General features: G+C 59.4%; 9 protein-coding genes and 1 tRNA gene. All 10 read left to right on the top strand.

Annotated elements, in window-relative coordinates:
- The first annotated feature begins 51 nt into the window (after positions 1-51).
- The 10 genes from rpoD to pqqB all read left to right on the top strand — a co-directional run bounded on the left by rpoD (position 52) and on the right by pqqB (position 13,750).
- Positions 52-1,899 carry an RNA polymerase sigma factor RpoD gene (gene rpoD / locus ACV8MC_RS09215; protein WP_024014550.1) on the top strand — a complete coding sequence of 616 codons (1,848 nt, stop codon included), beginning with the start codon at positions 52-54 and terminating at the stop codon, positions 1,897-1,899.
- A gap of 125 nt (positions 1,900-2,024) precedes the next feature.
- Complete coding sequence (locus tag ACV8MC_RS09210; RefSeq protein WP_252877000.1) at positions 2,025-5,771, top strand: bifunctional diguanylate cyclase/phosphodiesterase; 3,747 nt, start codon at positions 2,025-2,027, stop codon at positions 5,769-5,771.
- A gap of 15 nt (positions 5,772-5,786) precedes the next feature.
- Positions 5,787-5,863 (top strand) — tRNA-Ile (locus tag ACV8MC_RS09205).
- A 194-nt stretch (positions 5,864-6,057) separates the two neighbouring features.
- Positions 6,058-6,630, top strand: coding sequence for a PBECR2 nuclease fold domain-containing protein (locus tag ACV8MC_RS09200; RefSeq protein ID WP_056786649.1), 573 nt, complete (start codon positions 6,058-6,060; stop codon positions 6,628-6,630).
- Positions 6,631-6,901: 271 nt separating this feature from the next.
- Positions 6,902-7,363, top strand: a complete 462-nt coding sequence (locus tag ACV8MC_RS09195; RefSeq protein WP_041476707.1) for an Lrp/AsnC family transcriptional regulator — start codon at positions 6,902-6,904, stop codon at positions 7,361-7,363.
- A gap of 223 nt (positions 7,364-7,586) precedes the next feature.
- Positions 7,587-9,269, top strand: coding sequence for a flavin monoamine oxidase family protein (locus ACV8MC_RS09190; protein WP_024014552.1), 1,683 nt, complete (start codon positions 7,587-7,589; stop codon positions 9,267-9,269).
- A 12-nt stretch (positions 9,270-9,281) separates the two neighbouring features.
- Entirely contained in the window at positions 9,282-10,076 is a 795-nt protein-coding gene (locus ACV8MC_RS09185; RefSeq protein WP_457265077.1) for a carbon-nitrogen hydrolase family protein, read from the top strand.
- Between the two features lie 38 nt (positions 10,077-10,114).
- Positions 10,115-12,526 carry a pyrroloquinoline quinone biosynthesis protein PqqF gene (gene pqqF, locus ACV8MC_RS09180; protein WP_305381636.1) on the top strand — a complete coding sequence of 804 codons (2,412 nt, stop codon included), beginning with the start codon at positions 10,115-10,117 and terminating at the stop codon, positions 12,524-12,526.
- Between the two features lie 156 nt (positions 12,527-12,682).
- Positions 12,683-12,757: a pyrroloquinoline quinone precursor peptide PqqA gene (gene pqqA, locus ACV8MC_RS09175; RefSeq protein ID WP_003444522.1), complete on the top strand. Its 75-nt coding sequence runs from the start codon at positions 12,683-12,685 to the stop codon at positions 12,755-12,757.
- An 81-nt stretch (positions 12,758-12,838) separates the two neighbouring features.
- Positions 12,839-13,750: a pyrroloquinoline quinone biosynthesis protein PqqB gene (gene pqqB, locus ACV8MC_RS09170; RefSeq protein WP_305381638.1), complete on the top strand. Its 912-nt coding sequence runs from the start codon at positions 12,839-12,841 to the stop codon at positions 13,748-13,750.

Here is a 13,750-nt window from a genome sequence, read left to right as displayed (position 1 = left end):
TAATCCTCGGCTTGTTTTTTGCCCGCCAAGACCTTCAGTGGATAGGGTGTTATGTCCGGAAAAGCGCAACAGCAGTCTCGTATTATTGAGTTGATCAAACTGGGTCGTGAGCAGAAGTATCTGACTTACGCCGAGGTCAACGACCACCTGCCCGAGGATATTTCAGATCCGGAGCAGGTGGAAGACATCATCCGCATGATTAACGACATGGGGATCCCCGTACACGAGAGTGCTCCGGATGCGGACGCCCTTATGTTGGCCGACGCCGATACCGACGAGGCCGCTGCGGAAGAAGCAGCCGCTGCGTTGGCGGCGGTGGAGACCGATATCGGTCGCACCACTGACCCGGTGCGCATGTACATGCGTGAAATGGGTACGGTCGAGCTTCTGACCCGTGAAGGCGAAATCGAAATCGCCAAGCGGATCGAAGAAGGCATTCGTGAAGTGATGAGCGCGATTGCGCACTTCCCAGGCACGGTTGACCACATTCTCTCCGAGTACACCCGCGTCACCACCGAAGGTGGTCGCCTGTCCGACGTCCTGAGCGGTTATATCGACCCGGACGACGGCATCGCGCCGCCTGCGGCAGAAGTGCCGCCGCCGGTTGACCCGAAAGCCGTCAAGGCCGACGACGATACCGACGACGATGATGCCGAATCTTCCGACGATGAAGAAGAAGCCGAAAGCGGTCCGGATCCGGTCATCGCTGCGCAGCGCTTCGGTGCCGTCGCCGACCAGATGGAAATCACCCGCAAGGCCCTGAAAAAGCACGGTCGTCACAACAAGGCAGCCGTTGCCGAGTTGCTGGCCCTGGCCGAGCTGTTCATGCCGATCAAACTGGTGCCGAAGCAATTCGAAGCCCTGGTCGAGCGTGTACGCAGTGCCCTGGATCGCCTGCGTCAGCAAGAGCGCGCGATCATGCAGCTGTGCGTACGTGATGCACGTATGCCGCGCGCCGATTTCCTGCGTCAGTTCCCGGGCAACGAAGTCGACGAAAGCTGGTCCGACGCCCTGGCCAAAGGCAAGAGCAAGTACGCCGAAGCCATCGGTCGCGTGCAGCCGGACATCATCCGTTGCCAGCAGAAGCTGATTGCGCTGGAAACCGAGACCGGCCTGACCATCGCAGAAATCAAGGACATCAACCGTCGCATGTCGATCGGTGAGGCCAAGGCCCGCCGCGCGAAAAAAGAGATGGTTGAAGCCAACCTGCGTCTGGTGATCTCGATCGCCAAGAAGTACACCAACCGCGGTCTGCAATTCCTCGATCTGATCCAGGAAGGCAACATCGGTCTGATGAAGGCGGTGGACAAGTTCGAATACCGTCGTGGTTACAAGTTCTCGACTTATGCCACCTGGTGGATCCGTCAGGCGATCACTCGCTCGATCGCCGACCAGGCGCGCACCATCCGTATCCCGGTGCACATGATCGAGACGATCAACAAGCTCAACCGTATTTCCCGGCAGATGTTGCAGGAAATGGGTCGCGAACCGACTCCGGAAGAGCTGGGCGAACGCATGGAAATGCCTGAGGACAAGATCCGCAAGGTACTGAAGATCGCCAAAGAGCCGATCTCCATGGAAACCCCGATCGGTGATGACGAAGACTCCCATCTGGGCGACTTCATCGAAGACTCGACCATGCAGTCGCCAATCGATGTCGCCACAGTGGAAAGCCTGAAGGAAGCGACTCGCGAAGTGCTGTCCGGCCTCACTGCCCGTGAAGCCAAGGTACTACGCATGCGTTTCGGTATCGACATGAACACCGACCACACGCTCGAAGAGGTGGGCAAACAGTTTGACGTAACGCGTGAGCGGATCCGTCAGATCGAAGCCAAGGCGCTGCGCAAGCTGCGCCACCCGACGCGAAGCGAGCATCTGCGCTCCTTCCTCGACGAGTGATACCAGAACCCCCGGCCCAGGCCGGGGGTTTTGTTTTATGGCAGATTAAATTCCCCGCTCCGCCCTCCCCGTCGCGTACCCCGTCTACACTCGAAACAATCATCCCAAGCCCTGACGAGAGCGTTATGCCCAGACTGGCGCCCGTGCTTTTTCTGCTGTCATTGATGATCTGCACCGCCACGGCTGACGCGCTGACTCTCACCGATGAAGAACGCAGCTGGCTGGCGGCTCACCCTGACTTGCGCCTGGGTGTTGATGCATCGTGGCCGCCTTTCGAATTTCGTGACGACCAGAACCGCTATCAGGGTCTCGCCGCTGACTATATCGACGTGATTCGCCAACGTTTGGCGATCAAGCTGACGCCCATCGAACCGGCAAGCTGGACGGTGGTGCTGGAGCAGGTCAAAAAAGGCAAGATCGATTTGCTGCCGGGAATCATGTCCACGCCGGAACGCCAGAATTACCTGTCATTTACCCGGCCGTACCTCGACTTCCCGATCGTCATTCTGGCCCATGTCGGCGGGGCCCAGCCGCGCAAACTCGACGACCTGTACGGTCTGAAAATCGCCGTAGTGGAAAACTACGCTCCCCACGAACTGCTGCGCACTCACCATCCCGATCTGAATCTGGTGGCCATGCCCAATGTTAGTTCGGCGCTGCAAGCCCTGGCGACCGATGAAGTGGACGCGGTGGTCGGCGATCTGGCTTCCAGCGTCTGGAGCCTGCGCCAGCTCAAACTCGACGGCCTCTACGTCAGCGGCGAAACCCCGTATCGCTATCAACTGGCGATGGCCGTGCCCCGCGACAACAAGATGTTGGTGGGCATTCTCGATAAAGTCCTGGCCGACATGACACCGGCGGAAATCAGCAGCATTCAGGAACATTGGGTCGGTAATGTGCTCGACCACCGCACGTTCTGGTCGGACCTGCTGATGTATGGCCTGCCCGGTCTGTTGTTGTTGATGACGGTGCTGGCCGTGGTGATTCGCATCAACCGTCGCCTGAGCTCGGAAATCTCCCGGCGCATCGACCTCGAACAGGAATTGCGCAGCAGCGAATATCACTACCGTGGCCTGGTGGAGAGTTTGTCGGCGATCGCCTGGGAAGCGCGGATGAGCGACTTCACCTACAGCTATGTTTCGCCCCATGCTGAAGACCTGCTCGGGTATCCACAGTCTCACTGGCTGATTCCGGGTTTCTGGCACAACATCATTCACCCGGCCGACCTGACCCGCACGCAGAACTATTGCAGGGAAGCGCTGCGCCAGGGCCGCGATCACATCGTCGATTATCGCGTGATCACCGCCGACGGCCGCTGCCTGTGGGTGCGCGACATTGTCAGCCTGATCGAGCATGGCCACGAACCGGTGATGCGCGGGTTGATGATCGATATCAGCGAAATCAAACGCACCGAAGAAGCGCTGCGGCTGTCCGAGCAGAAGTTCGCTTCGGTGTTTGAGCAATGCCCGGACATTCTGGTGATTGCGCGCCTGTCCGACGGCTGCCTGCTGGAGGTTAACGAGGCCTTCGAAGAGCAGATCGGCCTCAGGGCCGAGGAGGTGATCGGGCAGACCGCCACCAACCTCAATATCTGGGGCATCCCCGGGGTGGGGCCGGGCCTCTTGCAGCGTTTGCAGGCCGGCAGCATCCGTAATCTGGAAATGCCCTTTCGCCGCAACAACGGCCAACTGTTCACCGGGCTGATTTCCGCCGAGCCCTTCGACCTCGATACCACACCGGCGCTGGTGGTTGTAGTACGCGACATCAGCCAGCTCAAGGAAACCCAACAGCAACTGCAAACCTCTGAAGAAAAATTCGCCAAGGCTTTCCATGCGTCGCCCGACGGCCTGTTGCTGTCGCGCCAGAGCGACGGCCTGCTGCTGGAGGTTAACGAAGGTTTCAGCCGCATCACCGGTTTCAACAGCGCCATGTCGGTGGATCGGTCGACACTGGACCTGGGTATCTGGGTCAACCTCAACGAACGCAAGCAGATGCTCGATCTGCTAAAGCGCGACGGGTTTGTCCGCGACTTCACTTGCCACATCCGTCGCAGCGACGGGCAGATTCGCCTGTGCGAAGTGTCCAGTCGACCGCTGCCGATCGGCGACGAGGATTGCATGCTGACCATCGCCCGCGACATCACCGAACGCCATCTCATGCAGGAAAAACTGCAGCAGGCCGCGACCGTTTTCGAGAGCACCGCCGAGGGCGTGTTGATCACCGATACTCAACAACACATCAGCGCCGTCAATCGCGCATTCACCGAAATCACCGGTTACAGCGAAAGTGAAGCGCTGGGCCACACGCCACGCTTGCTGGCGTCAGGGCTGCATGACAGCGCTTTCTACGCGGCGATGTGGCACCAATTGACTGACGAAGGCCACTGGCAAGGCGAGATTTCCAACCGGCGCAAGAACGGCGAGCTGTACCCGAGCTGGCTGACCATCAGCGCGGTGCGCAATCGCGACAAGTTCATCACTCACTTCGTCGCGGTGTTCGCCGATATTTCCAGCCTCAAGCATGCCCAGGCCAAGCTCGATTACCAGGCTCACCACGACCCCCTCACCGGTTTGCCCAACCGCACCTTGTTCGAGAGTCGCCTGCAAATGGCCCTGACCAGCCAGCAGGAAAATGGCGGCCAGGGCGCGGTGCTGTTTCTCGATCTCGACCGCTTCAAACACATCAACGACAGCCTCGGCCACCCGGTCGGCGACCTGTTGCTCAAGGGCATTGCCGTGCGCTTGAAAGAACAATTGCGCGATATCGACACGGTCGCGCGATTGGGCGGTGACGAATTCATCATCCTGTTGCCAGGCTTGCAGCAAGCCAGTGACGCCGACAACATCGCGACGAAACTGCTCAACTGCTTCGGTGCGCCGTTCCAGGCCGGCGAACACGAGTTTTTTATCAGCGCGAGCATCGGCACCAGCCTTTATCCCCGCGACGGCTGCGATGTCGCCACACTGGTGAAAAACGCCGACGCGGCGATGTACCGCTCCAAAGCCAAGGGGCGTAACCGCGTCGAAAGCTACACCCGCGACCTCACCGCCCAGGCCAGCGAGCGCGTAGCGCTGGAACACGAACTGCGCCGCGCCATCGAGCGCGATGAGCTGTTTCTCTGTTACCAACCGAAAATCAGCCTGGTCGACCACAGTCTGGTCGGTGCAGAGGCGCTGATTCGCTGGCGCCACCCAACCTTCGGCGACGTGCCGCCCGAGCATTTCATTCCGCTGGCCGAAGAGAACGGCATGATCCTGCAGATCGGTGACTGGGTGCTGGAGACCGCTTGCCGGCAAATGTTCGAGTGGAGCCGAATCTACCAACCGCTGGGGCCGCTCTCGGTGAACCTCGCTGGCGCGCAGCTGCGTCAGCCGAACCTGTTGGTGCGCATCGAGCAACTGCTCAAGGACAACCGCCTCAGGCCGGATTTACTGCAACTGGAAATTACCGAGAATTTCATCATGAGTCAGGCCGAAGAGGCGCTGGCAGTGCTGCACCAGCTCAAACACCTCGGCGTGCAACTGGCGATCGATGACTTCGGCACCGGCTACTCCTCGCTCAGCTATCTCAAACGCCTGCCGCTGGACATCCTCAAGATCGACCAGTCCTTCGTCCGCGGACTGCCTGACGACCCCCACGACGCAGCGATCGTACGCGCCATCATCGCGCTCGGTCGCAGCATGCAATTCACCGTGATTGCCGAAGGCGTGGAAACCCAGGCGCAACAACAATTCCTCGCTGCTGAAGGGTGCGAACAGATACAGGGCTACATCGTCAGCCTGCCGCTGCCCCCGGACGAATTCGCCGCGACGTTTCTGCATATAACCGTATCGGATTTTTCGGATAGCACAGCCGCGAAACCGTCGCTATAATCCGCGGCCTACTGAGGGCCTATAGCTCAGTTGGTTAGAGCAGAGGACTCATAATCCTTTGGTCCACGGTTCGAGTCCGTGTGGGCCCACCAAATTGAAAAGCCGCGCTTGATGCGCGGCTTTTTTGTGGGTGCGGTTTCTCAGTCTGGCTAATTCCGACCCAGGAAGAAAGCTGCGCTATCTGTAGGATCATTCTGAAGCGATGCTTCCGGGACGTTTGCAGCCTTGTGAGGCTTTCCTGCGAGCAATTAATCTCCTGACGCCATCGCCGCCCAGGATTGTTTCCATGCTCATGAATGCTGCTCCAACAATCAGCGAAGCAGCCGACCAAGCAACCTGGATCGATCTTGCCCTACCCGACTTGAGAACACTCTCAAAAGAACTTCGATCAGCCGCAATCACAGAAATAAAAAGGGCTGACGATGCAGCGGGTGCCTTGGGAATACTCTTGGAATACTTCGGATTCATCGATGAGTCTGTTATGGCCGTCACGATCCTGACGCCGATTGGAAACGTTGCGGTTGCGAGAGACAAACTGGCCCACATCGTTGAAAAACGCCCGGACTCGCGCGAGCGCTATGTTCGACACGCTATCGATACCTTAACGGGACCCTTTGAAATATGGAAAGTCCGATACGATAACGGCGGACACCGCGTGGCATTCATCAATGCCTATGAGGCAAAAAATGACATGCTTGTGGTTGTAGACATTCGGAATGGACACGTTCTGTGGAATTTTATGCACGCTCCGGCGAGAGCCATGAACAGGCATCGAAAAGGCGAGCTTTTGTATAGGCGGTACATTCTTACGGACAAAAAAAGGGCAGCCATCGGGCTGCCCGTAACATCTAAATCCTGATATTTGCATCCTCAGGAAATGGGATGAAGAGGTCTCACCTGACACCGATGTTGCAGCATCGCTGAGGTACCTACATCTGCTAATGCCCTGCAAGGCAGCAGATTTCGCGCTCTTGTTGGCATTCTTGGGAAACAGGGCAGACAAGTCAAATCAATTGTCAGAACATTTGTTTCATCAAATTCATCAGTGACCACTTTGCTATGGCGCAAAAGCCTTTCCTATTTGCCTGTAAAGTGCGCCTCCCTCCGACTCAACGCCAATGGAGCCCACCTTGCCAGACACCCGCCAACCCATCCTCGACGAAATCGACCGCCAGCTAATCGCCGCGCTGCAAATCAACGCCCGCGAAAGCGTGGCCATGCTCGCCCGTCAGCTAGGCATTGCTCGCACGACGGTGACGTCGCGCCTGGCCCGGCTGGAAAAGGCCAGAGTGATCACCGGTTATGGCGTGCGTCTTGGTCAGCGTGTGGTCGATGGTGGCTTGCAGGCCTACGTCGGGATCAAGGTGCAGCCGCGTTCCGGCAAGGACGTGCTGCGGCGCCTGAGTGCGATGGCGCAGGTGCAGCAGTTGTGTGCAGTGAGTGGCGAGTTTGATTATGTGGCGTGGTTGCGCACCGACTCGCCGGAGCAGCTCGATCAGTTGCTGGATCAGATTGGCAGCGTCGATGGGGTGGAGAAGACCACGACGTCGATCATTCTGAGTAGCAAGATAGATCGGGGGCAGCCGGTTTAAGATTTTGATCGAGCTTCTCGGGTGAATTTCAGAGCCTCTTCGCGAGCAGGCTCGCTCCCACATTTTGGTCGGTATGCAGCCTGAAATCGTCAATCTGCACAATAATCAGGCAAAACGACGACACATTGCGTCTTATTAACGCGCTCCACGCTCCCTAGAATGGCTGACATCTTTTCCTATACTCAGACGCGAATCCTGCGTCGGGTCGTCAACAAGGTCAGCCATGAACAAGAACAACCGCCATCCTGCAGACGGAAAAAAACCAGTCACCATTTTCGGTCCGGACTTTCCGTTCGCGTTTGACGACTGGATCGAGCATCCCGCCGGCCTGGGGAGCATTCCCGAGCAGCACCATGGCGCTGAGGTGGCGATTGTCGGGGCGGGCATTGCCGGTCTGGTGGCTGCGTATGAACTGATGAAACTCGGTTTGAAACCGGTGGTGTACGAGGCGTCGAAACTCGGCGGTCGTCTGCGCTCGCAAGCCTTCAACGGTACCGACGCCATCGTCGCGGAGCTTGGCGGCATGCGCTTTCCAGTGTCCTCCACGGCGTTCTATCACTACGTGGACAAGCTCGGCCTCGAAACCAAGCCTTTCCCCAACCCGCTGACCGGTGCTTCGGGCAGTACCGTGATCGATCTGGAAGGCGAAACCTATTACGCCGAAAGCCTGAAGGATCTTCCTGCTTTGTTCCAGGAAGTCGCTGACGCCTGGGCAGATGCGCTGGAAGCCGGTTCGCAGTTCTCCGATATCCAGCAAGCCATTCGCGATCGCGATGTGCCGCGCCTGAAAGAGCTGTGGAACAAGCTGGTGCCGCTGTGGGACGACCGGACCTTTTATGACTTCGTCGCCACCTCGAAAGCCTTTGCCAAATTGTCGTTCCAGCATCGCGAAGTGTTCGGGCAGGTCGGTTTCGGCACCGGCGGCTGGGATTCGGACTTCCCCAATTCGATGCTGGAAATCTTCCGCGTGGTGATGACCAATTGCGACGATCACCAACACCTGGTGGTCGGTGGCGTCGAGCAGGTGCCACAGGGCATTTGGCGCCATGTGCCGGAGCGCTGTGTGCACTGGCCGGCCGGCACCAGCCTGAAATCCCTGCACCGTGGCGCGCCGCGTTCCGGCGTGAAGAAAATTGCTCATGCACCGGAGGGCCGTTTCGCCGTTACCGACAACAACGGTGACACCCGCGAATACGCCGCCGTCCTGACAACCTGCCAGAGCTGGCTGCTGACCACTCAGATCGAATGCGATGAAACCCTGTTCTCGCAGAAGATGTGGATGGCCCTCGACCGCACGCGCTACATGCAGTCGTCGAAAACCTTCGTGATGGTCGACCGGCCATTCTGGAAAGACAAGGATCCGGAGACCGGCCGCGACGTGATGAGCATGACCCTCACCGATCGCCTGACCCGTGGCACCTATCTGTTCGACAACGGCGACGACAAGCCGGGGGTGATCTGCCTGTCGTACTCGTGGATGAGCGACGCGTTGAAAATGCTCCCGCATCCGGTGGAGAAACGTGTTGAGCTGGCGTTGAACGCGCTGAAGAAGATCTACCCGAAAGTCGACATCGCCGCGCGGATCATCGGCGATCCGATCACCGTGTCGTGGGAAGCCGATCCGTATTTCCTCGGTGCCTTCAAAGGCGCCCTGCCCGGCCATTATCGCTACAACCAGCGTATGTACGCGCACTTCATGCAGGACGACATGCCGGCCGAACAGCGCGGGATTTTCATCGCCGGCGACGACGTGTCGTGGACACCGGCGTGGGTCGAAGGCGCGGTGCAGACTTCGCTCAACGCGGTGTGGGGCATCATGAAACATTTCGGCGGATCCACACATAAAGAGAACCCCGGCCCGGGTGATGTGTTCAAAGACATCGGCCCTATCGCCCTGCCCGAGTAAGAGGATTCCCCGATGCGCGTAGCCGTTTACCAATGTCCACCGCTGCCACTGGACCCCGCCGCCAACCTGCATCGCCTGCATCAAGTAGCGATGGAGGCCAAAGGCGCCGATCTGCTGGTGCTGCCGGAGATGTTCATGACCGGCTACAACATCGGCGCCGAAGCGGTCGGCACGCTGGCCGAGGTCTATAACGGTGAATGGGCGCAGCAGATCGGCCGGATTGCCAAGGCTGCCGGTCTGGCGATTGTCTACGGCTACCCGGAGCGCACCGCCGACGGGCAGATCTACAACGCCGTGCAACTGATCGACGCCCACGGCGAGCGTCTGTGCAATTACCGCAAGTCGCATCTGTTCGGCGATCTCGACCGGTCGATGTTCAGCTCCGGCGAAGCGGAGTTGCCGGTGGTTGAGCTGAACGGCTGGAAGCTCGGCTTCCTGATCTGCTACGACCTGGAGTTCCCGGAAAACGCGCGGCGCCTGGCCTTGGCCGGCGCCGAGCTGATCGTGGTGCCGACGGCCAACATGATTCCGTTCGATTTCGTTGCCGATGTCACCGTGCGTGCCCGCGCCTTCGAAAACCAGTGCTACGTGGTTTACGCCAATTACTGCGGACATGAAGGCGATATCCAGTATTGCGGGCAAAGCAGCATTGCCGCGCCGGACGGCAGCCGCATCGCTCTGGCAGGTCTGGACGAGGCGTTGATCGTCGGCGAACTGGACCGACAACTGATGAACGATTCACGCCAGGCCAATCGCTATCTCAGCGATCGCCGCCCGGAGCTTTACGGCGCGCTCAACCGCCGCTAATCCGCTAGCATGAGCACTTCACTGTTCTGGAAGTGCCCATGCCCGCGCCGACTCATCCCCGCCCCCACTCTGAAACCCTGGCCAACGGCCTGCGCGTGACCCTGCGCCACGTGCCCGGTCTCAAGCGCAGCGCTGCCGCGTTGCGCGTGGCGGCCGGCAGCCATGACGTGCCATTGGCATGGCCGGGGCTGGCGCATTTTCTCGAGCACTTGCTGTTTCTCGGCACCGAGCGTTTTCCCACAGACGAAGGGCTGATGGCCTACGTGCAACGTCACGGCGGCCAAGTGAATGCCAGCACCCGTGAGCGCACCACGGACTTTTTCTTCGAGTTGCCTGTGTCGTCCTTCAGCGCGGGGCTCGAGCGTCTGTCAGACATGCTCGCCCGGCCACGGATGAATCGGGACGATCAACTGCGTGAACGGGAAGTGCTGCAGGCGGAATTTGTCGCCTGGTCGCAGGATCCGACAGCACAGCAGCAGTTTGCCCTGTATGAAGGTTTACCCGCGCAGCACCCGTTGCGTGGGTTTCATGCGGGCAATCGGGACAGCTTGCAGGTCGAATCGCCTGGGTTTCAGTCGGCGCTGAAAGATCTCCATCAGCGCTTTTATCGAACCGGGCAAATGAGCCTGAGTCTGGTCGGGCCACAAAGTATCGATGAGCTTGGGGAGCTGGCGCAGCAATTCGCAGCGGTGTTGCCGGTTGGGGATAAAGTTGCCCAGGCCGCACCGCCACCGTTGGCAGTGAAAAGTTATCAACAGGTCGGCGTTCACACGAACCTGTTATTTGCTTTCGACGCATTGCCCGAGTCATCCGCCGAGGCGATGGCCTTTCTCTGTCATTGGTTGAATAGCGCAAAACCTGGTGGATTGCTCGCATACCTGCATCAACAGAATCTGGCTGACAGCCTGAAAGCCACGCCGCTTTACCAGTTCGCCGGCCAAGCGCTGCTGCATCTTCAATTCCATGCCGACGGCGAGCAGTTGAACGCCATTCACGAACGGCTGCTGGATTGGCTGAGCTTCTTCGCCCGTCAGGACTGGACGCCGTTGCGCGAGGAATACGCCGCCCTGCTTCAGCGCCAGCAGCAAGTCAGCGGCGCGTTGCAACTGGCGCGCCTAGACATTGAGCAGCAAGCATTCGGCCTGTCCGAATCCGGCGCTGCCGCACTTGAGCACATCCTTCGCGAAATCGGCGTTGTGGATAACTTCAGCGATCATTGGCATCTGCCCGCCGCCAATCCTTTTCTGCGAGCCAGCGAGCCACTGGCAAACGCCGGGCTGATTCGCGGCCAGACCAGCGCCCACCGTGGCCTGCGCACCTTCGCCCAGGATCGCTCGCGCAGTCGCCGCGAGCGATCGCCCATGCAGTTCAGCCAGGCGCTGCCGGACAACAGCGATGAGGGCGCGATTTACCTGCGCTGGCAGGTCGAGACGGCGGCCAGCGCCGATCTGCGCGCAAGATTGCAGCGCAGTCTGCGCCAGACCCGACAGGATGCGTCCGAAGCCGGAGTGGACTTGTCTTTCAGCGCCGCAGGTAACCAATGCCTGCTGAAAATGACCGGACTACAGGAACCGATGCCCAGCGTCCTCGAGCATGCGCTGAAATGTCTGACGATGATCGGCGCCGATTCGCCGCGCGACGAGGTGCAGATACCGTCGATGCCGATCCGCCAACTACTCGAAGCGTTGCCAGAGAAATCCCTGCCCACGATTGAAACCAGCGATGACGCCAATCAGCTGTGGACAACTTCGCGCTGGGACGGCCTCGCTCTAGGCCTTAACCAACAAACCCAGTCAGCCTTGGGCCTGGCGCTGAGCCGCATTCCCGGCACACCGGACAATCAGCTACCGGTGACACCGATCGCCCAAGGCAAGTACCACTGGAGCCAGATCAACACGGCCTCCAGCGAACACGCCTTGCTGCTGATCTGCCCGACTGCCAGCAGCGACATCGCTGATGAAGCAGCGTGGCGCCTTCTGGCTCAGTTGTACCAGACGCCTTTCTATCAGCGCCTGCGTGTCGAATTGCAATTGGGGTACGCCGTGTTCAGCGCGCTGCGCCAGTTGCACGGCATGACCGCGATTGTCTTTGGCGTGCAATCGCCGACGAACCCGGCGGGCAAGTTGCTCGAATACATTCAGGAGTTCTTCAACAGCATTCCCGCGTTGATCGAAACGCTCGATGAAGCAAGCCTCGAGCAACAGCGTCAAAGCCTCGCCGATCAGTTCGACGACACCACACTGTCCACCAAGGATGCCGCCGAACTCCTCTGGCAAGGCAAGCTTGTCGGCCATTCGTCGGATTACCGGGAGCAGTTGGTCACGGCGATCCGGCAACTCGATCGCCAGGCTTTGCTGGCCGCTGCGCAGCGCCTGATCAATGCCGAGAGTGGCTGGCATTGCCTGGCCAATGAATCGATGCCGGGCACACCGTGGCAAGCGGCAAACTGATCATTACCGAGGCTGCAAGGAGCTTTCTCAAAGATTCACGGGTCACGGCGTTGAAATTTTGAGTAACATAGCCGCCTAACTAATTGGAACATCACCGCGCTGCCGTGGACTATAACTATGGATAGCGCTATCCCAACCCTCAGAAGGAGACATCTCATGGCCTGGACCAAACCTGCTTACACCGACCTGCGTATCGGCTTCGAAGTCACCATGTACTTCGCAAGCCGCTGAGTTCTGCCTACGCAGAATCGCAGTGCAACGCCTCGGCTCGCCGAGGCGTTTTATTTTCCGCGTTGAAATGATGGAGCGTTCATGTTCGTCCAGATTCTGGGTTCGGCCGCCGGTGGCGGTTTTCCGCAGTGGAACTGCAACTGCGTCAACTGCGCAGGCTTTCGCGACGGCAGCCTGAATGCCAAGGCCCGCACCCAATCGTCCATCGCCATTTCCGATGACGGCGTGAACTGGGTGCTGTGCAATGCCTCGCCGGACATCCGCGCGCAAATGCAAAGCTTCGCCCCGATGCAACCGGGCCGGGCGCTGCGCGACACCGGCATCAGCGCGATCATCCTGATGGACAGCCAGATCGACCACACCACCGGCCTGCTGAGTCTGCGCGAAGGCTGCCCGCATCAGGTCTGGTGCACGGACATGGTTCACGAAGACCTGAGCACCGGTTTTCCCCTGTTCAAGATGCTCACCCACTGGAACGGCGGGCTGGACTGGAACCGTATCGAGCTCGACCAGAGCTTCACCGTAGCCGCCTGCCCGAATCTGCGTTTCACCCCGTTGCCGTTGCGCAGCGCCGCGCCGCCGTATTCGCCGCACCGTTTCGATCCTCATCCGGGCGACAACATCGGTTTGATCGTTGAAGACCTCAACACTGGCGGCAAGCTGTTCTACGCGCCGGGACTGGGCAAGGTCGATGCGCCGTTGCTGGAAATCATGGCGGGCAGCGATTGCCTGCTGGTCGACGGCACGCTGTGGGATGACGATGAAATGCAGCGCCGTGGCGTCGGCACCCGCACCGGTCGCGAGATGGGCCATCTGGCGCAGAACGGGCCTGGCGGCATGCTCGAAGTGCTGGAGCAGTTGCCCGAGCAGCGCAAGGTACTTATCCACATCAACAACACCAACCCGATCCTCGACGAGGATTCGCCGGAGCGTGCCGAACTGGCGCGGCGTGACGTTGAAGTAGCGTACGACGGCATGAGTATTGTGTTGTAG

The organism is Pseudomonas sp. PK-RTE-24, from assembly GCF_054052265.1.
Note: the sequence above shows the minus strand (reverse complement) of the source record. Positions and strands in the feature narration are given on the sequence as shown.